The organism is Alphaproteobacteria bacterium, from assembly GCA_033344895.1.
GTDB lineage: Bacteria > Pseudomonadota > Alphaproteobacteria > UBA8366 > Aestuariispiraceae > Pacificispira.
The window spans coordinates 693,078-717,452 of sequence record JAWPMN010000001.1 but is presented as its reverse complement, the minus strand read 5'-3'; the positions used below and the strand labels follow the sequence as shown (position 1 = coordinate 717,452).

Here is a 24,375-nt window from a genome sequence, read left to right as displayed (position 1 = left end):
CGGGAAAATGGTTAACAAAATGCTAATGTTCGTTTCCTGTGATGCGGAAGCGCTGTATAGTTTTGCTGTGTCGCGGGGAGGCGATGCGTGCGATCGGGACGGGGAACACCCTGGGAAACCCGAGGACAAGGTTGGGGCAATGGCAAAGAATTACGATTTTCGGTATCTCCGCGTGCTTGTCGTGGATGACAGCCGGTTCATGACCCGTGTCGTCACGCAGATTCTGAAAGCCCTGGGGGTCGGGCATGTCGAGACCGCGCATTCCGGTTTCGATGCGTTTCAGGTCGCGAAGGAATTCGGGCCGGACATCGTCATTTCCGATTGGGACATGGAAGGGGGCGAAGGCCCCGAACTGGTCCGGTTGCTGCGCAACGGTGATGACAGTCCCTGTCCCTATGTGAACATCCTGATGCTGACCGGTTTTGCGGAGCGCAAGCGGGTGCTGGAAGCGCGGGATTTCGGGATTACCGAGTTTCTGACGAAGCCGGTGTCCGCAAAGGCCCTTTATGCGCGATTGGTCGCCATGGTGGAACGGCCGCGCAGTTTCGTGCGGGTCGGGGAAGATTATTTCGGTCCGGACCGGCGCCGGGTCGCAAATGAGGATTACAAGGGGCCGGAGCGCAGGGAGCCCGTCGACTATGCCGAAATCGGGTGAGTTGACATCAATATGAGCGAGGATCGGCGAAAGGAAGGCACGAGCAAGGTCGAGTATATCAACCCGGCGCCGCTGGCCGACAAGGTTCCGCCGATGGGCGGCCCGCGCCCGTCCGACGCCCTGCGTCGGGCCGAGGACGTGGTGGCCAAGGTTGCAGGAGAATTTGACGGGGTGCTGGCCGAGGAACTGTCCGATCTGGACAAGCTGATGGCGCAGTACCTGGCCAATCCGGAACAGGCGACGCTGGATAAGCTGTTTCGCCGCGTCCATAACCTGCGCGGGCAGGGTACGACCCTCGGCTATCCGCTGATCACGCGGATCGGCACATCCTTCTGCAAGTACATCATCGAACGCGACGCCCAGAAGCCGCTGAATCCCGGATTGATCGAGCAGCACCTGAAAGCGCTGCATATCGTCCTGAAGGAGAAGCGCGCGCAGGAGGGGGATGCCCTGTCCCTGAAGGTCGCGGAGGCGCTGGAAACCGCGGTGGCCAAGGAAATCGCCTGATCTTTTCCGGATCGACACTCCGGCCTTCGATGGGATACGGGCCGTCGCTGACTATTCCAGGACGGCGCTTGCAAGCAGCAGCAGAACCGCGACCAGCGTGTAGAACAGGCTGGCACCCAGCGTGAAGAACAGGATTGTCGCGGCGGACCTGCGGATGCTGCGGGCGGCATCCTCCCGGGATCGAACCGCCGGGCGGCGTTCCCGCCCCACCATGATCCGAAGATAGATCGGCCCACCGAACCAGGGCAGTCGGTACCGGGCATCGACCGTGTGCTCCCCGGACCAGACGCGATCATCGTTATCCAGAATGGCCATATACAAAATCCCCCTTGTGCTTCCACCCGTGGCCCCGATCCAAAATCGTAGCATGACCGGACTTGGAGTCCGGTCGAAAATCCAAAGCCCCTCGACCATTTGCGCCATCGGCTTTTCGGATTAAGGTGATGGAAACACAACCGAAGCCGACGGCCGCAAAGACGGCGCGCAATGATCGGAACGGCTTCGAAATCCGGCGGGGGAAATCGGCATGTCCGACCGAATCGACGCGAAGAAAACCGAACTTCTGGAGAAGGTCCACGGCCTGATCGACACGCGGATAAAGGCGGATCAGCGCGAACCCGCGCATGTCTTCGCGACCCATTACTATCGCAACGTCCCGCCGGAAGATATCTGCAACCGGGAGGCCGAGGATCTGTACGGTGCCGCGATCTCCATGTGGGCTTTCGGTCAGGAACGGGTGCCGGGCAAGCCGAAAATCCGCGCCTACAATCCGCGCTTCGAGAAGCATGGCTGGCATTCGACCCATACGGTGATCGAAATCGTCAATGACGACATGCCGTTCCTCGTCGACAGCGTCACCATGGAACTGGCCCGTCAGATGTACACGGTCCACCTGGTGGTGCATCCGGTATTCGGTGTCGACCGAGACGCAAAGGGCAAGGCGAAGAACTTTCCTGCCGCCGGCGCGAAGACGGAGGACTATCCGCGGGAAAGCTTCATGCATATCGAGGTCGACGAGCAGTCAGCCCCGGAAGTTCTGCGTGCGATCGAGGCCGGTATCGAAAGTGTCCTGAGCGATGTGCGCCTGTCCGTCGAGGACTGGGCCGCCATGCGGTCCCAGATTCTGACGATCCGGAAGGAACTGGACAAATCCCCGCCGAAGGGGATCGAGAAAAGTGCCGTCGCGGAGACGAAGGAATTCCTGCAGTGGCTGCATGACGATCATTTCACCTTCATGGGCTATCGCGACATCGATTACAGCGGCACCGGCAAGAAGGCGCGGCTGGAGATCGTTGCGGATAGTGGCCTCGGCATTCTGCGCGACCCCGACCGACAGGTCTTCGAAGGGCTGCGCAACCTCGGCAACCTGCCGCCGGAGATTCAGGCCCATATGCGTGCGCCGGATCTGGTCCGCATCACCAAGGCCAACAACCGGTCGACGGTCCACCGTCGGGTCCATATGGACACGATCGCGATCAAGAAGTTCGACAAGGATGGCAACGCCGTCGGAGAGCGCCTGTTCATCGGGCTGCTGACATCCGTTGCTTATAATCAGTCGCCGCGGGAAATTCCGCTGTTGCGGCACAAGGTCAACGCCGTCGTGGAAGGCGCGGGGTTCGAGCCGGGCGGGCATTCCGCCAAGGCGCTGATGCATGTCCTGGAGAGCTATCCGCGCGACGAGCTGTTCCAGATTTCGACCGAACGCCTGGCCGATATCGCGCGGGGAATCCTGTTCCTGCAGGAACGCCAACGGATTGCCGTTTTTCTGCGTCAGGATCCGTTCCAGCGCTATGTGTCGGCGCTGGTCTATGTTCCGCGCGACCGGTTTTCCTCCTCCCTGCGCAAGACTATCGGCGCGCAGCTCGCCAAGGAATTCGACGGCCATATCGCGGCCCATTACACCTTCATGACGGACGAACCGCTGACCCGGGTGCAGTTCATCGTGAAGACGACACCCGGCGCTGTGCCGGAGGTCGACCGGAAGCAGATCGAAGAACGGCTGGTCGATGTCACCCGGACCTGGGAGGACAAGCTGCACCAGGCCCTGGTCGAGAATCTGGGCGAGGAACGCGGCATCGGCCTGTATCACCGCTACCGGGAAGCATTTCCGCACGCCTATACGGTCGATTTCAACGTCCAGACGGCCTGCTATGACATTGAGCAGGTCGAAGGCGCGATGGGGGACGGCTCACCGCGGGTGAATTTGTATCATCCGATCGAGGCCGGGGCGCATCAGGTTCGCTTCAAGATCTATTCCCCGTACAAGCCACTGATCCTGTCGACCGTCATGCCGATGCTGGAGAACATGGGTGTGAAGGTGATGGAGGAGCTTCTGTACGAGGTTCATCCCGCCGGAAGCGACAAGGTGCCGGGGCGTCTGTCCGCCCAGCAGCGCATGGCGCCGGATGCCCATGACGGGACAGCGGGGGTTTTCATTCACGATTTCGCGCTGGAGACCGAGGACGGTCGCGACATCGATTTCCAGGCCGTGCGCGACGTCTTCCACGACAGTTTCCTGCGCGTGCTGGCCGGTGACGTGGAAAACGACGGGTTCAACCGTCTGGTTCTGTCCGCGGGGCTGGCCTGGCGCGACGTCGTGGTCTGCCGCGCCTATTCCAAGTATCTGCGTCAGGCCGCGATTCCGTTCTCCCAGGATTACATGGCGGAAACGCTGGCCAACAATCCCGGCATCGCGCGTAACCTCGCCAGCCTGTTCACGACACAGTTCGACCCGTCGGTGGACGGGGACCGCGATGCCTTGGCAAAGCAGCATGTCGATGCGATCGAAGCCGCGCTGGAGGATGTGTCGAACCTGGACGAGGACCGGATCATCCGCCGGTTCCTGAACATGATTCAGGTGACACTGCGCACGAATTTCTATCAACCGGACGCGTCCGGCCAGCACAAATCCTATGTCTCGTTCAAGTTCTCCAGCCGGGACATTCTGGAAATTCCGCAGCCTGCGCCGCTGCGGGAAATCTTCGTCTACAGCCCGCGCTTCGAAGCGGTGCATCTGCGATTCGGCCTTGTCGCCCGTGGCGGCCTGCGCTGGTCGGACCGACGGGAAGATTTTCGGACGGAGGTGCTGGGCCTCGTAAAGGCACAGCAGGTCAAGAACGCCGTCATCGTGCCGGTCGGGTCGAAGGGTGGGTTTGTCCTGAAGAAGGCGCCGCCGGCTTCCGACCGCAAGGCGTTCCTGGATGAAGGTATCGCCTGCTATCAGCTGTTCATCTCCGGCATGCTGGATATCACGGACAATCTGGTGACCGGTGAGATCGAGCCGCCGGCCAGCGTTGTGCGTCGCGATCAGGACGATCCCTATCTTGTCGTCGCGGCGGACAAGGGGACCGCCACCTTCTCCGATTATGCCAACGCGATTTCCCAGAAATACGGGTTCTGGCTGGGCGATGCCTTCGCATCCGGCGGCTCCGCCGGCTATGACCACAAGAAGATGGGAATCACCGCACGCGGCGCCTGGGAAGCGGTCAAACGCCATTTCCGGGAAATGGGCCACGATACCCAGACGCAGGACTTCACCGTGGTCGGGGTCGGCGATATGGGCGGCGACGTCTTCGGCAACGGCATGCTGCTGAGCGAGCACATCCGGCTTCAGGTGGCGTTCAACCATCTGCACATCTTCATCGATCCGGATCCGGATGCGGCGAAGACGTTCAAGGAACGCAAGCGCCTGTTCGATGCCGTGAAAGGGTGGAACGAGTATGATACGGCGCTGATTTCGAAGGGCGGCGGAATTTTCGAGCGCTCGGCGAAGTCAATCAAGCTGACCCCGGAGATAAAGGCGCTGCTGGGGGTGACGGAGGACAGCCTGCCGCCCAATCAGTTGATCCGCGCCGCGCTGCAGATGGAAACCGACCTGATCTGGTTCGGCGGCATCGGCACCTATGTGAAGCATTCGGACGAAAGCAATGCGGATGCGGGCGACCGCGCAAACGATGCCCTGCGCGTCGATGCCAGGGATCTGCGCTGCAAGGTGATCGGCGAAGGTGCCAATCTGGGGCTGACCCACCGGGCGCGGATTGAATTCGCACAACAGGGCGGTCGCGTGAATACCGACGCCATCGACAATTCGGCCGGCGTGGATTGTTCCGACCATGAAGTGAACATCAAGATCCTGCTGGGCGATGTCGTGCAGCGTGGCGACATGACCGAGAAGCAGCGCAATGCGCTTCTGGAGAAGATGACGGACGAGGTCGCCGCCCTGGTGCTGCGCGACAATTATCAGCAGACCCAATCCTTGTCGGTCGAGCTCTCTCAGGCCGAGGCCATGCTGGATCGTCACCAGCGCCTGATCCGCGCGATGGAACGGGCGGGCGACTTGAACCGAAAGCTGGAATTCCTGCCGGATGATGAGGAACTGGCCGAACGGATGCAGAAGAAGGAAGGCCTCTGCCGTCCCGAACTGGCCGTCATTCTGGCCTATGCCAAGAACATCACCTATCGCGAACTGCTGGATTCACAGCTGCCGGACGATCCGATGCTGGAGGCGGATCTGTTCCGCTATTTCCCGGAGCCGCTTCAGAAGAAGTATCCCGAGAACATTCGAAACCACCGGCTGCGGCGTGAAATCATCGCGACGGCCGTTACCAATTCGATGATCAATCGCACCGGTCCGGCCTTCGTGAACGAGATGCACCAGCGCACGGGCATGTACGAATCCGAGATCGCCCGTGCCTATACGGTGGTGCGGGAAGTGTTCGGGCTGCGGGATATCTGGAACGGGATCGAAGCGCTGGACAACAAGGCGGATGCCAAGATCCAGACCCGCATGCTTCGGGAGACGGAGCGCACGATCGAGCGCATGACGGAATGGTTCCTGCGCAACAGCGAGCACCCGATCGACATGGGCGCATCCATCGAGACCTACAAGCCGGGCGTCGCGACCCTGAAGGAGAATCTCGACGATATCCTGTCGACTTTCGCGAAGGCAGATGTCGAGTCCCGGCTGGAGCGGTTCTCCGATACGGGCGTGCCCGAAGACCTGTCCCTGTCCGTCGCCCAGTTGAAGGTCCTGTCATCGGCCTGTGATGTCGTCCGACTGGCAACCCAGTCCGAGGCGCCGGTCGTCAATGTCGGGCGGATCTATTCCACCGTGGGCGATCGTTTCGGGCTGGACTGGCTGCGATCCTCGGCCAACCGGATTCCATCGGACAACCAATGGCATCGCCTCGCGCTCAGTGCGATCATTGACGATCTGTGGGGGCTGCAGTCCGATATTGCATCGCGCGTGCTGGCCCGCGAAGGTGCCGGTGACGATGCGGTGGATTCCTGGACGAGATTGCGGGCCGAGACCGTCGAACGGCTGGATGGGTTGCTGGGCGAGTTGCGGGCGCTGCCGCAGCTTGACCTGGCGATGCTGGCCGTGCTGAACCGCGAACTGCGCAACCTGATTGCCGCGTAAATCGGGGTTCTGATGATGTCTGAAGCTGCAGCGAACCTGAAGGAGCGTGCCCGGATTCTGGATCGTGACGATCCCCTGGCGACGCGGGCGGATCTCTTCGATCTGCCGCGCGGTACCCTCTATCTGGATGGAAACTCCCTCGGGCCGCCGCCGCTTGGCGTGATGGACCGGCTGACCCGGGTTGCCGGTCAGGAATGGGGCGTCGACCTGATCACCAGCTGGAACAAGAACGGCTGGATGGGGTTCGGGTCCAGGATCGGGGACCGGATCGCCGCATTGATCGGGGCCGCACCGGGCTCCGTTCGGGCCTGCGATTCCACCTCCGTCAATCTGATCAAGGTCCTGTCGGGGGCGCTCACCTTGCGGCCCGAACGACGGGTGGTGGTTTCGGAGCGCGGCAATTTTCCGACCGATCTCTATGTTGCGCAACGTCTACTGGAAGAACTGGGCAATGGGTATGCCCTGCGCCTGATCGACGATGCGGAAACCGATCTGGACGATGCGCTGGGCGCCGACGTTGCGGTGGTCATGCTGACCCAGACGGATTACCGAACCGGCCGAAAACTGAACATGCGTCGCGTGACGGATGCCATTCATGGTGCTGGTGCGCTGGCGCTTTGGGATCTGGCACATAGCGCCGGTGCCTTTGAAGTGAATCTGGACGCGGATGGGGCGGATTTCGCGGTCGGCTGCGGCTACAAGTTCCTGAACGGCGGGCCTGGCGCCCCTGCCTTCGTCTACGCCGCGTCGGCCCATCGGGAGGCGGCACGACCGATCCTGGCGGGATGGCTGGGCCATGCTGCCCCCTTCGACTTCCGCTCGGATTACGAGCCTGCGCCGGGCATGGACCGGTATGTCATCGGTACGCCGCCGGTCCTGTCCATGGCCGCGCTGGAAACGGCGCTGGAGGCCTATGACGGCGTGGACGGCGCGATGATCGAAGCCAAGACGTCCGGTCTGGGCGATTTCTTCATCGACTGCGTCGATGCTCTGGTCCCTGAAAAGGTGGGGCTGACCCTAGCCAGTCCGCGGGACCGGGCGCGTCGCGGGGCGCAGGTGTCCTATCGCCATGCCGAGGGCTATGCGGTGATGCAGGCACTGATCGCCCGCGGCGTCATCGGTGACTTCCGGGCCCCGGATATCGTTCGGTTCGGCTTCTCGCCGCTATACCTCACCTATGCCTCGGTTCTGGAGGCCGCGGAAATTCTGGCGGGTATCCTGGACGAGCGCACATGGGACCGGCCCGAATACAAGACCCGGGCCGCCGTGACCTGATCGTTGAGGGGACCCGGGGCGTCAGCCGCCGGGCCGATCCTTATTCGAGGATGGTGATGCCGCCCGCCGCGACGGTGCTGCCCTGGGCGACGACGTCACAGCCGCCGCTGGTCGCCGCCAGGGTGATTTCCTGCTTCAAAGACGGCGAAACCCGCATGGAATAGGCCAATGCGATGCGGTGCAGATCGGGGTTCTTTTCGATCAGCAGTGCCTTGAAGGCGCTGACGGTGCCACCGCAGAAGGCCTTGCGATCCTGGGCGTGCCGGACCGAGGCGTAATTCGCCAGGTCGGTCACATAGGCGTTGATTTCGCGGGTTGCGGCACTGCCGTGCAGCTTGTTGAAATAGGCCTTCAGCGCCGTGCCCTGTGTCTGAAGGTCGGGCCGGTATTTCACCGCGAAGGCGTTGTAACGGTCGCGTTCGTTGCAGGACAGGGCGGATACCATCAGATCCGACTGAAGCGTGCGCACCGAAAGGGCCAGCGTATGGTCCGGGACGATCCCGTTCAGACAAGCCTGAGCGACACCGGAAACCGACATGGCGGCAGCGAGCGTGGCAGCAACTGCCGTCGCGCGCCATTTACGGGAACGGCGTGCCGGCTTGGACTGATCGACCATGAAATACCCTCTCCCTCTCAGGGGCCGCATCACCGCGAAGGATGCGGCTGCCCAATTGCGTAGCCGCGCCAGTGTACCGAAGCAAATTGCCTAAATTCAAGTGAAGCTTTTCGCGCTTTTGCACCAATGGGTTAGGACGCTCATTACACAGGACCGCCATTGTGTCGGCACATTTCGGATTCGCATGCGGCCCCGGTCAGTTCAGGCCGTTCAGGTCGTCAAGCAGCATCCGGATGCGTCCGCTGTCGTGGCTTTCCATGACCATTCGCGCCCGGTTGGCGGCGGCGGTGAATTCAATCTGGCGGATGCGCTGCTTGACCCGCAGCAGGCTGGTCGACGCCATGGACAGATCACGGATACCAAGTCCGACCAGCAGAGCCGTAAACCGCGGGTCGCCGGCGATCTCACCACAGACGGAGACCGGAATCCGGGCACGCAGGGCCGCCTGAACCGCGAAATCCATCAATCTGAGCACGGCCGGATGCAGCGGGTTATAGAGATGTGCGACCTGCTCGTCCGTCCGGTCGATGGCCAGGGTGTATTGCGTCAGGTCGTTGGTGCCGATGGCGAAGAAGTCGGCGACCTGGGCCAGGGAATCGGCCGCGATGGCCGCTCCGGGGACCTCGATCATGACGCCCAGCGGCGGCAGGGGATCGGCGAACTCGACGCCCCGGCGGCGAAGTCGCTTGGCGACCCGGGCCAGAATGTCGCGCACCTGCCGGACCTCGCCGGCCGTCGCGATCATCGGCAGCAGGATTCGCACCGGACCGTGCGCCCCGGCCCGAAGAATGGCACAGAGTTGGGTTTCCAGAAGCTTCGGGCGCTTCAACGATAACCGAATGGCGCGCAGTCCCAGGGCCGGGTTGGGCGAGGGGGCAAGGTCGTCTCCTAGGGCATAAGCCAGCTTTTCCCCGCCGACATCCATGGTGCGGATGGTCACGGGGCGTCCTTTCATGGCGCGGACAACGGCTGCCAGTGTTTCGTACTGGTCTTCCTCATCCGGGGGGGTGTCACGGTTCATGAACATGAACTCGGTCCTGAACAGACCGACGCCGTCCGCCCCGTTTCGGGAGGCGATTTCCGCCTCGCGCGGCAGTTCGAGATTGGCTTCCAGGCGAACGGAAATGCCGTCCCGTGTCGCTGCGGGCTCATCGATCAGGGCTTCCAACCGGCGTTGTTCGCGGACCTGCTTGGCAAGTTTGTCACGATAGCGGCTTTCGGTCTCCGGCGTCGGCGCTACGACCAGGACCCCTTCCGAGCCGTCAAGGATGACGGGCGTGTCCGCCGCAACCGGGTGAACCGTCCCGATCCCCAGAACCGCCGGGATGCCGAGCGACCGCGCCAGAATGGCGGTATGGCTCTGCGCGCCGCCCTGGGAGGCCGCGAAACCGTTTATCCGGTCGGGGTCCATCATTGCGGTGTCGGCCGGGCTGATGCTTTCCGACAGCACGACCGATCCGACCGGCGCCCCGGCAAAGGCATTCTTGGGCGCGTCGGTCAGGTTGCGCAAAACCCGATAGGCAACCTCGCGAACATCGTCGGCCCGGGCTGCCAGGTACCGGTTGTCCATCGCCTGGAAGCCCATGACGACCGCGTCGCATTCCGCCTTCATTGCGGCTGCCGCGTTCAGACATTGGTCCTGGATGCGCTTGCGTGCGCCGCGTACCAGACGGGAATCGCCCAACATGTGAACATGGGCTTCCAGAATGTCCCCGAGTTCCGCCGCCGCGGCATCGGGCAGACGGCCACGAATGCGTTTGAGGGCCAGGATCTGGCGCCGGCTTTTTCGGACGGCCTTGTCGAAGCGTTCCACTTCCCGCGGGATGTCCGGTTCCGCGACAGGGTCGTCGGGAACGCCATATCCGGCGGCATCGATCAGCGCGATTCGGCCGAAGGCGACCCCGGGGGACACACCGATTCCCCTGATGATCCGTTCCTGGACCTCCACGCCGGATTTGCCTTTTCGGGACATGACGCCGTCAGTTCTCCTCGTGGAAACCGGCCTCCACCAAAGCGACGATTTCGGCCAGTGCGGCATCGGCCTCGGGCCCTTCGGCCCGGACATCGATGCTGGTGCCCTTCGCGGCTGCCAGCATCATCAAACCCATGATCGAGGTGCCGGTCACTGTCTGACCGTCCTTCGACACTTCGATCTCGGCATCGAATTTTTCGGCCGTCTGAACGAATTGGGCGGCGGCGCGCGCATGGAGTCCGCGCGAATTCCGAATCGTCAATGTCCGCATGATCATCCCAGCAGGGTGCTGGCCACGTTGATGTATTTCGTGCCCGCTTCCTGCGCCAGCGCGACCGCCTTGTCCAGTGGTTCCGCCCCGCGCACCTTCGCCAGCTTGATCAGCATCGGCAGGTTCAGACCGGCAATGACCTCGACCTTGGCCTGGTCCATGATCGATATCGCCAGATTGGACGGCGTGCCGCCGAACATGTCCGTCAGCAGGACCACGCCTTCCCCGGAATCGACGGACTTCACGGCCTCCAGAATGTCGACGCGGCGGCGCTCCATGTCGTCGTCCGGACCGATGCAGATTGCGGTCACCTTGTCCTGTGGCCCGACGACATGTTCCATCGCGGCGACGAATTCCCGCGCCAGCCCCCCATGGGTTACCAGTACCAGTCCGATCATGCGCTGTCCTTCTCCAGACCGTCTCTCTTCGGCTTTTCCGCATCGGGCCTCGGCATGTCCCGATGGAAACGATACGCTGCCCGACCCTGTTTCGTCAGCCATAAAGCCAATCTTTCGGCCATATAGACCGAACGATGTTTGCCGCCCGTACAGCCGAAGGCAATGGTCAGATAGCTTTTTCCCTCGGTTTCCTGGCGCGGCAGGATCCGCAGTAGCAGTGTCTGCAGGTCCTCCAGAAAGCCTTCACAGTCGGGATCGGCCGCGATCGACGCGCCGACCGCTGCATCCAGTCCGGTCAGATCCCGCAGGGCCGGATCGTAATGCGGATTCTTCAGGAACCGGACATCCAGCACCATGTCCGCCTCGCGCGGTACGCCGCGGCGGTAGGAAAAGGACATGACCGTGATGGCGGCGCCGACCGCCGCCCCGCCACCGAACAGTGTCGTCATACGCTGCTTGAAGTTCCAGACCGTCAGTCCGGTCGTATCGATCATCATGTCCGCCCGTTCGGCCAGCGGTGCGATGGCGTGACGTTCCAGTCGGATGCCGTCCGCCACCGGTCTGTCCGCGGCCAGGGGGTGCCGCCGCCGTGTTTCGGTGAACCGGCGCAACAACTCGTCGTCGTCGCAATCCAGGAACAGGGTCGTGACGCGAAGACGGTCCGTGTTCTTCAGCGTGTCGATCTCCGCCAGAAGGGTGCCGACGCCGAAATCCCGGCTGCGAATGTCGACGCCAATGGCGATCGGGGCTGCCTGACGGTCTTCGCGGATCGACTGCGCCAGACGCGTCAGGAAGCTGAGCGGCAAATTGTCGACCGCCTCAAATCCCAGATCCTCCAGCACTGCAAGAGCGGTCGACCGCCCTGCGCCGGACATGCCGGTGACCAGAACCAGATCCGCCGTGTCGCGCGTGCCGGTCATGGCGACACACCAACGCCCTGACGCAATGCCAGGCGAAGCTTCGCCGGTGCGGAGGCTTCGAATGGTGCGATGGCGACCCGGGGCAACTTGATCCCTCCTATCGTGTCTTCCTCCCTCTCGGGCAGCCTGTCCGGGGCCACGTCAAGATCGGCCAGCAGGGACAATGCGACACGGGCCCGGTAGGGCAGGGTGACGATCCCGACGCCCCGAACCTCCAGGAGCCCGGCCAGCGCGGCCGGTGCTTCGGCAATGACTCGGTCGCCTTCGGTCACCATCGCCGTGCGATCGTCGGCGACCAGCTCTGCCCCGTCTTCGATCAGACGCAGCGCCAGATCCGATTTGCCGGACCCGGACCGACCGCGCAGCAGAACACCGCGCCCGTCAATCGCGATCGTGGTCGCGTGCACCGTCAGCATTCTTCGATTATCGCCCCTCGATTTTCGGCCGTCTCGACCGGCCCATCTCGCGTCAGGGTGAGGGGGCGGTGATTGCCTGTCAATCGGGATGAGGGACTAGAAGCTGCCGGGATCAGATCGACCCCGGCCTCTCGACCACCAGAATGCGCGACGGTTCCAGCGGTTCTGCGCGGTGTTCGTCGCCCTGTCTGCAATGAACGACGTCGCCCGGAACCATGTCGATATGCGTCTCCGCGCCGTCGGCACCGCGAGAATGCATGCGTACCGACCCTGACAGCAGCACGAACACCTCCGGCCCGTCATTGACGTGCCAGACATAGGCCTCGTCGGTCCAGTGCAGGCGCACTGTGGCAGCGTCGAATGCCTCGATGTCCAGGGCGGCCCAGGGCCGGTCGCCGGTGAAGTTTCCTGGCTTTATCTGACGCATTTATCGCCTCCTAAAACACGGTCACGAAGTCCGGCTGGCGGTGCGGAACCGATCCCGGTATTCCGCCGGGGAGAGGCCCAGAACACGCTGAAAGGACCGGCGCATGCGTTCGGCGTCGCCGAACCCTCTGGCCGCGGCGACCCGTTCCAGGCCGCGCGCCCCGTCTTCCAGGTCGCGGCGGGCGGCATCGACACGGGCGCGTTCGAGAAACTTTGCCGGGGGCATGCCGAATGTTTCGGAGAAGCGTCGCTGGAAACTGCGGCGGCTCATCGCGGCGCGTTCGGCCATGGTTTCGACATCGATCGGTGTGTCGAGATGGTTGAACAGCCAGCCCATCAGGGAATCGAACGCCGACCCGCCCTGTTCCTGCGCCAGCAGTTCCGCTGAGAACTGGGATTGGCCGCCGGGTCGCTTCAGATAAAGAACCAGTTCCCGCGCGGTCGCCAGCGATACCGAGCGGCCGAGATCCTGTTCGATCAGGGCCAGGGCCATATCCATGCCGGAGGTCACGCCGGCTGCGGTCCAGATGTTTTCATCCTGGCAATAGAGGGAGTCCGGCTCAACCCGGATGTCCGGGAACTCCCGGGTCAGGCGCGGCACCGATTCCCAGTGGGTGACCGCCCGTCGCCCGGACAGCAGCCCGGCCTCTGCCAGCAGGAAGGCACCGCTACAGACCGAGCACATCCGACGCGTCTTGCTGCAGGTGGCACGCAGCCAGTTCATCAGGTCGGCATCGCGGCGCATGTCGTGCACGCCGCGACCACCCGGCACGATTACCGTGTCGAACCGAGCGGGGTCGACCGCATCAATGGCCTGAGCCGGGCCCAGGGAGTAGCCGCTGCTGCTCATCACATCTGGGCCGGCGGCCGACAGCAGCCGGGTGCGATAGAAGGGGCCGGCAAACCGATTGGCCATCGTGAAGGCTTCCAGCGGTCCGACGACATCCAGCATCTGAAAATCGGGCCACAGGATCAATGCGATCTCTCGGATGGGCATGGCGCCTCCAACTGCTTTGATACAGGGGTAGTCTGCCATTTGGAGGAATTGGCGCACAGGCCATATATCCGGCGAATTGCGCCAGAATGTGAGAAGGGCGGAGGCCAAAAGAGTGGCGGCCGCCGGTGGGGGGGATACCGGCGGCCGCCTATCGCGGTTGCAACGACTTCGTTCCTTGGAAGTCGCTCCGGGGCCATTGGGGGGGCGCCCCGGTGAGAGGGGAGGTCTCAGCGCCTTAGATATTGGAATTTCTACGGGTGTTTTAAGAGGTGGAATTAAGGCAATTTCGGGGCAGGTAGCCGGTTACCTTCAGCGCTCTGATACGGCGAGGTGCAGGCCCAGCCCGATCAGGATCGATCCGCCCGCCCACCGGGCAATCCGAACCGCCCGTTCGCCGCGTTTCAACCCGACCATGACGGCCGATGTCAGCATGACCGCCACGACATCCGCCGCCGAGAAGGCAAGGTTCACGACCGTCCCAAGGATCAGCATCTGCGCCCAGATCGGCAGCGCGGCCGCCGGATCGACGAATTGCGGCAGGAAGGCAATGAAGAACAGGGCGGTCTTTGGGTTCAGGACCTCCACCGTGATGCTTTGCATGAAGGCGCGCCGTCCGGGTCGTTTGGGCCGGCCGATTTCCGATGAAACGGCATCCGGGTCAAGGCGGCTGCGCAGAATCCGGTAGCCGATATAGATCAGGTAGAGCGCCCCGGCGATCTTCAGCCCGGCATAGAGGGTCGGCACCAGGGTGAATAGCGCAGACAGGCCCAGTGCGGCGCCTGCGACATGGGCAAAACCGCCCAAGTGAATGCCCAATGCGGCCATGAAGCCGCCCTGCCGGCCATGGGCCAGTGTCTGTGCCGCGGTATACAGCAACGCCGGACCGGGCATGACGGCAAATACGATGGTGGCCGCCAGAAACGGCAGCATCAAGTCCCAACCGGGCATGGGCGAAAGCCTCCTTCGAAACGGGTCCCGCCCGCCGGGGAGGCGTCAGGACGAAAAATCGCGCGTGTCGTCGATAACCTTGCCATCGTTGGGCAGGCTGCCCGGCTCGACAAGGGCCACTTTGGCTTTCAGCTTGGTGACGCTCTGGACCGTCTCCGCAACCCGATCGGCGTCGATATCGCCTGCTGCCTCACACTGCACCGTCATCACATCCTTCTTGGCCTCGTCGGAGGCGATGGTGACGCGGGCTCTGGTGATTTCCGCATGGCGGGCGACGATTTCCGCCACCTGCGACGGACGCACGAACATGCCGCGGATCTTGGCGGTCTGGTCGGCACGCCCCATCCAGCCCTTGATTCGGGGCGCGGTGCGACCGCACGGGCTCGTCCCCGGCAGGATGGCCGACAGATCGCCGGTCGCGAAGCGGATCAGCGGGTAATCGGGATTGGTCAAAAGGGTGACGACCACCTCTCCGACTTCGCCTTCGGCGACGGGGGTGCCGGTGCCGGGGCGGACGATCTCGACGATCACGCCTTCCTCCGTGATCAGCCCTTCCATGGCGTCACTCTCATAGGCGACGCACCCCAGATCGGCAGTACCGTAGTTCTGCAGGCACGACAGGCCGCGATCCTGGTATTCCTGGCGCATGGACGGGAAAAGCGGTCCGGCGCCGACCGACAGCTTCTTCAGCGACGACAGGTCGATGCCGAGCTCGTCCGCCTTTTCCAGCAGGGTCTTGGGGTAGTCCGGCGTACCGGCGTAGCCCGTTGCACCGAAAAGCCCCATGGCATTGACCACGGCCTCGCTGTTTCCGATCCCGGCCGGCAGGACAACGGCGCCACAGGCATGGGCGGCCTCTTCGAACATGCGTCCGGCGGGCGTCAGATGATAGGAATAGCAATTGGTGACGATATCGCCGGGCCGGAAGCCCGCCGCCCAGACGGCCCGACCGAAGCGCCACCAGTCGTTCTTCGGGGAATGGCCATCCGGGTCCAGGATCGGACCGGGCGACATGTAGACGCGCGCCAGACCGCCGAGCGGGGTCGCCGTCATCCCGGCGAAGGGCGGGTCGTTCTTCTGCGCTTCCAGAAGATCTGCCTTGCGCACCAGCGGCAGTGCGGCCAGGTCCGAAGCATCCTTCAACCCGTCCGGATCGACATCCGCCAGACTGTCGCGAAAGTACGGGGCTTTCGCCTTGGCATAGGCGACTTGCGCGCGCAGTTGGCCAAACTGACGGTCCGAACGCGCATCCGCACTTTCGGTCTCAAAGGCGTCAAAAAAATCAGTCATACCGTCCTTACAGCCAACGCTTGCGGCGTTTGTAGTGTTTGACTTCACGGAAGTTCTTGCGGCCTTCGGTAGACAGGCCGAGATAGAATTCCTTCACGTCCTCGTTGGACAGAAGGGCGTCGGCAGCCCCGTCCATCACGACGCGCCCGTTTTCCAAAATGTAGCCGTAATCGGCATAGCGCAGCGCGACGTTGGTGTTCTGCTCTGCCAGAAGGAAGGTCACGCCTTCTTCCTCGTTCAGGCGCTTCACGATCTCGAAGATCTGTTCCACCAACTGAGGAGCAAGACCCATGGACGGCTCGTCCAGGAGGATGAGTTTCGGTCGTGCCATCAGGGCGCGGCCGATGGCGCACATCTGCTGCTCGCCGCCCGACGTGTAGCCCGCCTGGCTCTTGCGCCGTTCCTTCAGGCGCGGAAAGTACTCGTAGACCAGTTCCAGGTCGGCCTTCACTTCGTTGCTGTTGCCGCGCGTATAGGCGCCGGTCATCAGGTTTTCTTCCACCGTCAGGTGCTCGAAGCAGTGACGGCCCTCCATCACCTGCACGCAGCCGCGCTTGACCAGGTCGTTGGCGGTCAGGTGCTGCACCTTTTCTCCCGCCAGTTCGATCGTCCCCTTGGTCACTTCGCCGCGTTCGGCGCGAAGCAGGTTGGAAATCGATTTCAGTGTCGTGCTTTTGCCTGCGCCGTTGGCACCCAGCAGGGCGACGATCCCGCCCTCGGGTACCGACAGGGAGACACCTTTGAGCACCAGGATCACGTGGTCGTAGATCACTTCCACGTTGTTGATCCGCAGCAGCGGTTCCGCCTCGGCGGTTTGGCCCGCAGGATCGGTAGCTTGGACGCTCATTCGGTGTCTCCCTATTCGGCTTAACGCCTACGCTAAATCCGCTTCAACCGCGCCTTAGGAGCAGCTACGGGCTTCCAGGCCCTGCTCTTTGGCGTAGTTCGTCGCTTCTTCTTCCAGGATCGGGCGGGTCAGTTCGGCCATGGCCGGGACCCAATCCGAGACGATTTCATACTCGCTGCCGTTCCACTGCTGGATCAGGACCGCCGGGTTCTGACCTTCGTGGTTTTCGCAGGTGATCGTGACCGGCGGCACGAGGCCGGCGGCGCCGATTGCAGCGATGTCCTCATCCGACAGGTCGAGGTTTTCCAGAGCCCACTGCATTTCCTCGCCGGTGATGACACGGTTGCCGTACTTGCTCTGAGCCAGCTTGATCGCCTCAACGACGTAGATCGCGTTCGCGACGCCGCGGTTGTAGAGGACGCGGCCCCACTGATCGCCCTTACCGGCAGCCTTGCCGGCGTCATAGACGTACTTTTTCAGATCGGCGTAGACCGGATAGTCGTCGCCCGCGCCGTGGAAGGTTGCGGCCTTGTAGCCGACGGCGCCCTTACCGGCGGCCTCGACGGCGTCCTCACCTGCGGACCACCAGTTGCCGATGAACTTGTCCATCGGGAACTTGATCGCCGCGGCTTCGTTGACGGCCGTGCCGTTCATCGCACCCCAGCCCCACATGATGGCGTAGTCCGGACGCTGACGGCGGATCTTCAGCCAGATCGACTTCTGTTCCGTCATCGACGCCGGCGGCACCGGGTAACGGTCATAGGAGAAGCCGAATTTCGCGGCCATGACGTCCAGCGTCGGCAGCGGCTCCTTGCCATAGGGGTGATCCAGGTAGATGTAGGCGAAGTTCTTGCCCTTCAGCTTGTCCAGCCCGCCTTCCTGATTGGCGATGTACTGGATGATGGCCGTGGCCTGGTTCCAGTACGTTGACGGGAAGTTGAAGACGTAGGGGAAGTACTTGCCCGCCGCTGCCGAGGTACGGCCATAGCCCATCGACAGGATCGGAATCTTGTCCTGGGTGGCTTTCTCGATCAGGGCATAGGTGATGCCGGTCGACCACGGGCTGTAGACCGTGGCGCCGCCGCCTTCGTTCTTCGTCCGGTCATAGCACTCGACGCCGCGGTCGGTGTTGTAGCCGGTTTCGCATTCGACGACCTTCAGCTTTACGCCGTTGATGCCGCCATCGCGCTCGTTGATCAGGGTGAAGTAATCGGCATAGCCGTCGGCCAGCGATACCCCGCCCGGCGCATAGGGGCCGGTCCGGTAGACCGTCGACGGAATGACCTGCTCCTGCGCCGAGGCGGTGCCGGCGGCAAAGGCGCTGACCCCCATCACGGCACTCAGCGCCAGACCCGTCAGGGCCTTGGGGCTGGACTGTAAGATACGTCTCACGAACATAGTGTTCCTCCTTGTTATAGGTCGCTTATACCGCCCTCTTATCCCCGAGGGTTTGGGTCTTAGCGGCGACGCCGTTCTCTCGCGACGGCGTTTGTTCGCTCCCCGAAGCTTAGTGCGGGAACGGCCACAATCTCAATTTTTCCTTTGCGATCTGCCACAAGCGGGCCAGTCCGTGGGGCTCGACGATCAGGAAGAAGATGATCGCGGCGCCGAAGATCATGAATTCCAGATGCGCGACGATGTCGGTCGCGATCTCCAGACCGAACCAGCCGGGCACGTTGTTCAGGAAAATCGGCAGCAGGAAGATGAAGGCCGCGCCGAGGAAAGCCCCCAGAACCGACCCGAGTCCGCCAATGATCACCATGAACAGCACATCGAAGGAGCGGCCGATGTCGAAGGCCGTCGGCTCTACCGTGTTGATGTAGCAGAAGGACCAGAGGGCACCGGCGATACCACAGTAGAAGGACGAGATCGCGAATGCGCTGAGCTTGGTCTGCAGCGGACGGATGCCGATCAGCTCCGCGGCAATGTCCATGTCGCGAATCGCCATCCAGCTACGGCCGACCCTGCTGCGGGCCATGTTCCGCGCAATGATCGCCAGAATGACCACGAAGGCCAGGACAAAAAGGTATTTCGCCTCCGGCACGGCCTGGGCGCCTGTCACGTGATAGCCGAGGATGGTCGTCGGCGGGGCGGACGGTACACCGGAGACGGAATCGTTCACGAACCACGGGATCGACTGAAACAGCCAGAGCAGGAAGAACTGGGCCGCCAGCGTCGCTACCGCGAGGTAGAAGCCCTTGATCCGCAGGCTGGGCAGTCCGAACGCGATGCCGACTGCCGCGGCGAACAGACCCCCGACGATGACCGGGATCCACACCGGCATGAAGTCCGGCATGTTTGTCGCGACCTTGTAGGACATATAGGCGCCGGCGGCCATGAACCCGCCCGTGCCGAGCGACAACTGCCCCGCATAGCCGGTCAGGATGTTCAGCCCCATGGCGGCAATCGACAGGATCAGCACCGGGACCATGATGGATTCGATCCAGTACTGCGATCCAAAGGCCGGCACCAGAATTGCGGCGACCAGGACGACGCCGATGACGAAGTACCGGTCCATCGGGATCGGCAGCATCTGCTGATCGGCGGCGTAGCTCGTTTTGAATTGGCCTGCTTCGCGATAGAACATGACTTAGGTGCTCCTCACACGCGCTCGATGATCTTTTCGCCAAACAGCCCCTGGGGTCGGAAAACCAGGAAGCCGAGCGCGAGAATATAGGCGAACCATTCTTCGATCGCGGCCGGGAAGCCGCTGTAGATGTAGGTCTGAATGGCGTCGACCAGGAAGATCTCGGCCAGTTTCTCCCCCGCACCGATGATCAGCCCGCCGACAATGGCGCCGGGGATCGAGGTGAAACCACCGAGGATCAGCACCGGCAGTGCCTTCAGTGCCAGAATCGACAGGGAGAACTGAACGCCCAGTTTCGAGCCCCACATGATGCCCGCGACCAGGGCCACGAAACCGGCCACCGACCAGACGATAATCCAGATATGGTTGAGCGGAATGCCGATCGACAGTGCCGCCTGGTGGTCGTCCGCCACGGCGCGCAACGCCCGGCCGATCCGCGTGTAGTGGAAGAACAGCGCCAGCGTCACGACCAGGATGCTGGCGATGATCGCCGCAAACAGGTCGGAATCCTGGATCATCGCTTCGCCGACGAAGGTCACGTCATCGGGGATGCCGATGTCCAGCGGCTTGATGTTCGACCCCCAGATCAGTTCGCCGAAACCTTCCAGGAAGATCGCAATTCCGATCGTGGCCATGAAGAGGGAGATATGCGCCTGGTTGACCAGCGGGCGCAGGACGACCCGCTCAACGACCAGGGCCAGCAGGATCATGACGCCCATCGTCACGATGAAGGCGAGGGCAATCTGCAATACCGCGGGCAACCCGCTGAACACTTCGAGGAAACCCACGAAATTCAACGCCGCGAAGAGCACCATCACGCCCTGCGCAAAGTTGAACACGCTGGACGCCTTGAAAATCAGTACGAAACCGAGGGCGACGAGGGAGTACATCACCCCCGCCATCAGGCCGCCGATCAGAACTTCGAAGAAGAACCAGAGATCGAACGGATCGATCCCAAAGATTCCGGCGATCGCTTCCATCGCTACATGCCCTCCCGTCAGTCGTGTGCAACGCCAAGATAGGCGTCAATAACGGCCTGGTTCTTGCGAACTTCGTCCGGCGTCCCGTCGGCCAGCAGCGCGCCGTGATCCAGCACCACGACCCGGTCCGACAGATCCATGACGACGCCCATATCGTGTTCGATCAGGGCGATGGTCGTGCCGAAATGTTCATTCACGTCGATGATGAAACGCGACATGTCCTCTTTCTCTTCGAGGTTCATGCCCGCCATCGGCTCGTCCAGCAGCAGCAATGTCGGCTGCGCGGCCAGCGCCCGGCCCAGCTCGACGCGCTTCTGCAGCCCGTAGGGCAGGCGGCCGACCGGCGTCTTGCGGATTGCCTGGATTTCCAGGAAGTCGATGACTTCTTCGACGAATTCGCGGTGTTCCAGTTCTTCCGAACGGCCGCGGCCGATATAGAAGGCCTGTTCCAGAAGGCTGGCCTTCTGCTTCAGGATCCGCCCCGTCATGATGTTGTCCAGGGTCGTCATGCCCTTGAACAGCGCGATGTTCTGGAAGGTCCGGGCAATGCCGTTCGACGCCGCGTCATGCGGGCGCATCGGGCTGTAGGTCTTGCCGGCGTACCAGATCGACCCTTCCTGCGGCTGATAGAAACCGTTGACGACGTTCAGCATCGACGATTTTCCGGCGCCGTTCGGACCGATGATCGATCGGACCTCCCCTTTTCGGATGTCGAAGGATACGTCGCTGATGGCCTTCACCCCGCCGAAGCGCATGGTGATGTTTTCGACCCGCAGGATGACATCCCCGATCCGGCCCGGCTTGTTGCCGGGACCCGCCGACGCTGATTCCTGCGCAGTGGTTGCGGTATCGCTCAAACCCTGACCTCCCTCGCGCGGACGATTTGCCCGTACGTTTCTTCTTCGTTGCGGCTCGCGGCGTTATGCGCCGTCTTATTCCGCAGCGGCCTTGTAGTTTCCTCCGCCTGGCGGGAACTGTTCCACGTCGAAGATGTCGACCGTGGCGTCCAGCATGCCCTTGCGCCCGTCCTCGAAGGTAATTTCGCTCTTGATGGTGCCGGTAGTCGCCTTCGGATCGTACAGCGCGTCGATCAGCGGCCCATATTTCTCGGCAATGAAACTGCGCCGCACCTTGCTGGTCCGGGTCAGTTCCCCGTCATCGGCATCCAGCATCTTCGGCAGCAGCAGGAAGCGTTTGATCTGCGAGCCCGCAACCATTTCCTCCTGGCTGAGGTCCCGGTTCACCTTCTCGACATGCGCCTTGATGATCTCGTAGACCTCTTTGCGGGACGACAGTTCCTGATACGAGGCATAGGAGAGATTGTTCCGCTCGGCCCAGCTGCCGACAGCCTCCAGATCGATGTTGATGAAGCAGGCGCAATAGTCCCGCTCATGCCCGAAGGCGACGACTTCCTTGATGTTCGGGAAGAATTTCAGCTTGTTCTCGATGTATTTCGGGGCGAACAGCGTGCCGTTGTTCAGCTTTCCGACATCCTTGGCCCGGTCAATGATCTTCAGATGGCCGCGCTCGTCTACGAAGCCGGCATCGCCCGTGTGAACCCAGCCGTCCTCCGTCTTGGCGCTCTTGGTGGCTTCCGGATTCTTGAAGTATTCGACGAAGACGCCCGGGCTGCGGAACATGACCTCGCCGTTTTCGGCGATCTTCAGTTCGACCTCCGGCGCAGGCGTGCCGACCGTGTCGTCATAGATTTCACCATTCGGCTGAATGGTGATGAACACCGACGCCTCGGTCGATCCGTAAAGCTGCTTCAGGTTCACGCCAATCGACCGATAGAAGGAGAAGATGTCCGGTCCGATCGCTTCGCCGGCGGTGTAGCCGATGCGCACCCGGGTCAGACCCAGAACGTTCTTCAACGGGCCGTAGACCAGCAATTCGCCGAGGCCATAGGTCAGGCGGTCCAGAAGGCCTACGGATTTGCCGTCGAGAATTTTGACGCCGACCTTGCGGGCGTGATCCATGAAGTAATGGAACATCTTGCGCTTGACCGCCCCGGCATCCTCCATCCGGATCATGACCGTGGTCAGGATGTTTTCGAAGATGCGCGGCGGTGCAAAGAAATAGGTCGGTCCCAGTTCGCGCAGATCCGTCAGCACGGTTTCCGAGTTTTCCGGGCAGGCGACGCAGAAGCCGCAGATAAAGGCCTGCCCGTAAGAGAAGATGTGATCCCCGATCCAGGCGATGGGCAGATAGGCCAGGCTCTCGTCCGTGGACCGCAATCCTTCGAAGATCGCGCCGTTATAGGCCGCCCGCATCACGTTGCGGAAACTCAGGCTGACGCCCTTCGGATTGCCGGTCGTCCCAGAGGTGTAGGGGATGATCGAGATGTCGCCGTGATCGCCCTTGTCGATCTCGTCATCGATCAGGGAGGGCTGCTTCGCCAGCAGTTCCGCGCCGCGTTCGACGACCTTGTCATAATGATGCAGGAAGGGTTGCGGATAGTCGCGTACACCACGCGGCTCATCAAAGACAATGGTTTCCAGCTTCGGCAGGCGGTCCTTGATCGACAGCAGCTTGTCGACCTGCTCCTGATCCTCGACCACCGCAAAGCGGACTTCGGCGTGCTCCAGCGGGTAGTGGATCTCTTCGGCGACAGAGTCCTGATAGACCGGCACCGGGATGGCGCCCAGGCACTGCGCCATGCAGATCGTCCAGTACATCCGCGGGCGGTTGTCGCCGATGATGGCGACCTTGTCGCCGCGCTCGACGCCCAGTTCCTTCATGCCGGCGGCGAAGCGGTAAATCTCGTCCTTCACCTCCGCCCAGGTATAGGATTGCCAGATGCCGTAGTTCTTTTCCCGCATGCTGGGACGCGCGCCATGCCGCTGCGCGTTGTACCGCAACAGTTTCGGGAACGTGTCGTGGGTATCGATATCCGGCAGATCGGCCGTCGGCGGCATCGCCGCAGCCGAATAGGTTTGCGAACCGGTCATGACCAGTCGGTACCTCCCTGTAGCCCTGGCGCCGCTTTATCGACCGCCCCGTTTCCCGGGGTCGGACCGGCTGCCAATTCTTATCGTTGGCGTTATCCTAATGGCCCTGTGTCAAAACCGACAAGAAATAGATTCCCGGGCGGCCCGATCAGTTCCATACGCTTGCGTATGGTTTGTAGCGAAGGCAGAATGCGTCGTCAATACGCCTGCGTATGGAAAAAAATAATCCTGTGCCATGCTGCAGCGCAATAAAAATACAATTCCGGGAGGGCAGGCCGTGGGCAGGAAGACACAGGGCGAAGGGGGAAAGGGCGATGGCGGAACCTCGTCCCGACTGACCCGGGAGGACTGGGTCCAGGCCGCCTATCAGACCCTTTCGGAGAGCGGTTCACGATCCCTCAACGTCGAGGCCCTGGCCAAACATCTCGGCGTGACCAAGGGCAGCTTCTACTGGCATTTCAAGGACCGTGCGGAGCTGCTGGGGGCCGTGCTGGATCGCTGGCATGTGCAATTGGTGATCTCTCGGGCGGAGGCGTCCGGCGGCACGGCGGCCGACCGCATCCGGTACATGTTGGACATCGTGGTCAATTCACGGCGGCCAGGCCGGGGCGGGGCGCTTGAACTGGCCATGCGCAGCTGGGCCCGGCGCGACCCGCGCGTCGCGGAGGTGGTGGAATCCGTCGACCAGAGACGGCTGGACTATACCGCCGGCCTGTTCCGCGAATGCGGGTACAGCAGCGAAGAGGCCGAGGCCCGGGCGATGCTGCTGTTCTCGTATATCTTCTCGCAGGGCATTCTGAGCTTTACCAACGACCGCGTCCTGAAACAGCGCCTTCACGGCCTCTGCCGGACCTTGATCGAAGGCGACATCGTGGCCGAAGCGGCAGCGGAATAGCATCG

General features: G+C 62.4%; 22 protein-coding genes. 5 read left to right on the top strand and 17 right to left on the bottom strand.

The genetic code is table 11. The annotated features are described in order from the left end of the window. The first annotated feature begins 139 nt into the window (after positions 1–139). A complete protein-coding gene (locus tag R8L07_03325) occupies positions 140–655 on the top strand; it encodes a response regulator (GenBank protein MDW3204550.1) in 516 nt (171 codons plus the stop codon). 12 nt (positions 656–667) lie between these two features. Continuing rightward, positions 668–1,162: an Hpt domain-containing protein gene (locus R8L07_03320; GenBank protein MDW3204549.1), complete on the top strand. Its 495-nt coding sequence runs from the start codon at positions 668–670 to the stop codon at positions 1,160–1,162. 51 nt (positions 1,163–1,213) lie between these two features. Here the strand turns inward: R8L07_03320 and R8L07_03315 are convergent, their stop codons facing one another. Next, complete coding sequence (locus tag R8L07_03315) at positions 1,214–1,477, bottom strand: hypothetical protein (protein MDW3204548.1); 264 nt, start codon at positions 1,475–1,477, stop codon at positions 1,214–1,216. Between the two features lie 211 nt (positions 1,478–1,688). On the opposite strand from R8L07_03315, the gene R8L07_03310 reads away from it, so the two are divergent. Continuing rightward, on the top strand, positions 1,689–6,581 hold the full coding sequence (locus R8L07_03310; GenBank protein ID MDW3204547.1) for an NAD-glutamate dehydrogenase: 4,893 nt from the start codon (positions 1,689–1,691) through the stop codon (positions 6,579–6,581). Positions 6,582–6,593: 12 nt separating this feature from the next. Further along, positions 6,594–7,856, top strand: coding sequence for a kynureninase (kynU, locus tag R8L07_03305; GenBank protein ID MDW3204546.1), 1,263 nt, complete (start codon positions 6,594–6,596; stop codon positions 7,854–7,856). Positions 7,857–7,896: 40 nt separating this feature from the next. Here kynU and R8L07_03300 read toward each other — a convergent pair whose 3' ends face one another. From R8L07_03300 to R8L07_03225, 16 genes are all read right to left on the bottom strand, one after another. After that, positions 7,897–8,472 (bottom strand): hypothetical protein, encoded by a 576-nt coding sequence (locus tag R8L07_03300; protein MDW3204545.1) that lies wholly within the window; start codon positions 8,470–8,472, stop codon positions 7,897–7,899. Between the two features lie 196 nt (positions 8,473–8,668). Then, positions 8,669–10,444 (bottom strand): phosphoenolpyruvate--protein phosphotransferase, encoded by a 1,776-nt coding sequence (ptsP, locus tag R8L07_03295; protein MDW3204544.1) that lies wholly within the window; start codon positions 10,442–10,444, stop codon positions 8,669–8,671. Positions 10,445–10,451: 7 nt separating this feature from the next. Continuing rightward, a complete protein-coding gene (locus R8L07_03290) occupies positions 10,452–10,715 on the bottom strand; it encodes an HPr family phosphocarrier protein (protein MDW3204543.1) in 264 nt (87 codons plus the stop codon). A gap of 2 nt (positions 10,716–10,717) precedes the next feature. Continuing rightward, on the bottom strand, positions 10,718–11,113 hold the full coding sequence (locus R8L07_03285; protein MDW3204542.1) for a PTS sugar transporter subunit IIA: 396 nt from the start codon (positions 11,111–11,113) through the stop codon (positions 10,718–10,720). Beyond that, positions 11,110–12,033, bottom strand: coding sequence for an RNase adapter RapZ (rapZ, locus tag R8L07_03280; GenBank protein MDW3204541.1), 924 nt, complete (start codon positions 12,031–12,033; stop codon positions 11,110–11,112). The genes R8L07_03285 and rapZ overlap by 4 nt, the downstream gene beginning before the upstream one ends. Continuing rightward, positions 12,030–12,449: an aldolase gene (locus tag R8L07_03275; protein ID MDW3204540.1), complete on the bottom strand. Its 420-nt coding sequence runs from the start codon at positions 12,447–12,449 to the stop codon at positions 12,030–12,032. Before R8L07_03275 ends, rapZ begins: the two co-directional genes overlap by 4 nt. Before the next feature lie 112 nt (positions 12,450–12,561). Then, on the bottom strand, positions 12,562–12,876 hold the full coding sequence (locus R8L07_03270; protein ID MDW3204539.1) for a cupin: 315 nt from the start codon (positions 12,874–12,876) through the stop codon (positions 12,562–12,564). 21 nt (positions 12,877–12,897) lie between these two features. Then, positions 12,898–13,872 carry a GlxA family transcriptional regulator gene (locus R8L07_03265; protein ID MDW3204538.1) on the bottom strand — a complete coding sequence of 325 codons (975 nt, stop codon included), beginning with the start codon at positions 13,870–13,872 and terminating at the stop codon, positions 12,898–12,900. Between the two features lie 309 nt (positions 13,873–14,181). After that, complete coding sequence (locus R8L07_03260) at positions 14,182–14,820, bottom strand: LysE family translocator (protein MDW3204537.1); 639 nt, start codon at positions 14,818–14,820, stop codon at positions 14,182–14,184. A 45-nt stretch (positions 14,821–14,865) separates the two neighbouring features. Further along, positions 14,866–16,110 carry a phenylacetate--CoA ligase family protein gene (locus R8L07_03255; GenBank protein MDW3204536.1) on the bottom strand — a complete coding sequence of 415 codons (1,245 nt, stop codon included), beginning with the start codon at positions 16,108–16,110 and terminating at the stop codon, positions 14,866–14,868. A 7-nt stretch (positions 16,111–16,117) separates the two neighbouring features. Further along, the gene (locus R8L07_03250) at positions 16,118–16,957 is read right to left on the bottom strand and encodes an ABC transporter ATP-binding protein (protein MDW3204535.1); all 840 of its coding nucleotides are present in this window, start codon (positions 16,955–16,957) and stop codon (positions 16,118–16,120) included. Between the two features lie 54 nt (positions 16,958–17,011). After that, positions 17,012–18,349 (bottom strand): ABC transporter substrate-binding protein, encoded by a 1,338-nt coding sequence (locus R8L07_03245; GenBank protein MDW3204534.1) that lies wholly within the window; start codon positions 18,347–18,349, stop codon positions 17,012–17,014. A gap of 115 nt (positions 18,350–18,464) precedes the next feature. Continuing rightward, the gene (locus R8L07_03240; GenBank protein MDW3204533.1) at positions 18,465–19,544 is read right to left on the bottom strand and encodes a branched-chain amino acid ABC transporter permease; all 1,080 of its coding nucleotides are present in this window, start codon (positions 19,542–19,544) and stop codon (positions 18,465–18,467) included. 14 nt (positions 19,545–19,558) lie between these two features. After that, positions 19,559–20,524, bottom strand: a complete 966-nt coding sequence (locus R8L07_03235; GenBank protein MDW3204532.1) for a branched-chain amino acid ABC transporter permease — start codon at positions 20,522–20,524, stop codon at positions 19,559–19,561. A 17-nt stretch (positions 20,525–20,541) separates the two neighbouring features. Next, positions 20,542–21,279: an ABC transporter ATP-binding protein gene (locus R8L07_03230; GenBank protein ID MDW3204531.1), complete on the bottom strand. Its 738-nt coding sequence runs from the start codon at positions 21,277–21,279 to the stop codon at positions 20,542–20,544. Positions 21,280–21,456: 177 nt separating this feature from the next. After that, positions 21,457–23,442 (bottom strand): AMP-binding protein, encoded by a 1,986-nt coding sequence (locus tag R8L07_03225; protein ID MDW3204530.1) that lies wholly within the window; start codon positions 23,440–23,442, stop codon positions 21,457–21,459. 310 nt (positions 23,443–23,752) lie between these two features. Between R8L07_03225 and R8L07_03220 the strand changes: the two genes are divergently transcribed. Further along, on the top strand, positions 23,753–24,370 hold the full coding sequence (locus R8L07_03220; protein MDW3204529.1) for a TetR/AcrR family transcriptional regulator: 618 nt from the start codon (positions 23,753–23,755) through the stop codon (positions 24,368–24,370). Positions 24,371–24,375 lie beyond the last annotated feature (5 nt).

What these genes read in the sequence shown, in the direction of transcription:
- R8L07_03325 (MDW3204550.1), top strand. Translation starts at nt 140, where the DNA reads ATGGCAAAGAATTACGATTTTCGGTATCTCCGCGTGCTTGTCGTGGAT.
- R8L07_03320 (MDW3204549.1), top strand. Translation starts at nt 668, where the DNA reads ATGAGCGAGGATCGGCGAAAGGAAGGCACGAGCAAGGTCGAGTATATC.
- R8L07_03315 (MDW3204548.1), bottom strand. Translation starts at nt 1,477, where the DNA reads ATGGCCATTCTGGATAACGATGATCGCGTCTGGTCCGGGGAGCACACG.
- R8L07_03310 (MDW3204547.1), top strand. Translation starts at nt 1,689, where the DNA reads ATGTCCGACCGAATCGACGCGAAGAAAACCGAACTTCTGGAGAAGGTC.
- kynU (MDW3204546.1), top strand. Translation starts at nt 6,594, where the DNA reads ATGATGTCTGAAGCTGCAGCGAACCTGAAGGAGCGTGCCCGGATTCTG.
- R8L07_03300 (MDW3204545.1), bottom strand. Translation starts at nt 8,472, where the DNA reads ATGGTCGATCAGTCCAAGCCGGCACGCCGTTCCCGTAAATGGCGCGCG.
- ptsP (MDW3204544.1), bottom strand. Translation starts at nt 10,444, where the DNA reads ATGTCCCGAAAAGGCAAATCCGGCGTGGAGGTCCAGGAACGGATCATC.
- R8L07_03290 (MDW3204543.1), bottom strand. Translation starts at nt 10,715, where the DNA reads ATGCGGACATTGACGATTCGGAATTCGCGCGGACTCCATGCGCGCGCC.
- R8L07_03285 (MDW3204542.1), bottom strand. Translation starts at nt 11,113, where the DNA reads ATGATCGGACTGGTACTGGTAACCCATGGGGGGCTGGCGCGGGAATTC.
- rapZ (MDW3204541.1), bottom strand. Translation starts at nt 12,033, where the DNA reads ATGACCGGCACGCGCGACACGGCGGATCTGGTTCTGGTCACCGGCATG.
- R8L07_03275 (MDW3204540.1), bottom strand. Translation starts at nt 12,449, where the DNA reads ATGCTGACGGTGCACGCGACCACGATCGCGATTGACGGGCGCGGTGTT.
- R8L07_03270 (MDW3204539.1), bottom strand. Translation starts at nt 12,876, where the DNA reads ATGCGTCAGATAAAGCCAGGAAACTTCACCGGCGACCGGCCCTGGGCC.
- R8L07_03265 (MDW3204538.1), bottom strand. Translation starts at nt 13,872, where the DNA reads ATGCCCATCCGAGAGATCGCATTGATCCTGTGGCCCGATTTTCAGATG.
- R8L07_03260 (MDW3204537.1), bottom strand. Translation starts at nt 14,820, where the DNA reads ATGCCCGGTTGGGACTTGATGCTGCCGTTTCTGGCGGCCACCATCGTA.
- R8L07_03255 (MDW3204536.1), bottom strand. Translation starts at nt 16,110, where the DNA reads ATGACTGATTTTTTTGACGCCTTTGAGACCGAAAGTGCGGATGCGCGT.
- R8L07_03250 (MDW3204535.1), bottom strand. Translation starts at nt 16,957, where the DNA reads ATGAGCGTCCAAGCTACCGATCCTGCGGGCCAAACCGCCGAGGCGGAA.
- R8L07_03240 (MDW3204533.1), bottom strand. Translation starts at nt 19,544, where the DNA reads ATGTTCTATCGCGAAGCAGGCCAATTCAAAACGAGCTACGCCGCCGAT.
- R8L07_03235 (MDW3204532.1), bottom strand. Translation starts at nt 20,524, where the DNA reads ATGGAAGCGATCGCCGGAATCTTTGGGATCGATCCGTTCGATCTCTGG.
- R8L07_03230 (MDW3204531.1), bottom strand. Translation starts at nt 21,279, where the DNA reads ATGCGCTTCGGCGGGGTGAAGGCCATCAGCGACGTATCCTTCGACATC.
- R8L07_03225 (MDW3204530.1), bottom strand. Translation starts at nt 23,442, where the DNA reads ATGCCGCCGACGGCCGATCTGCCGGATATCGATACCCACGACACGTTC.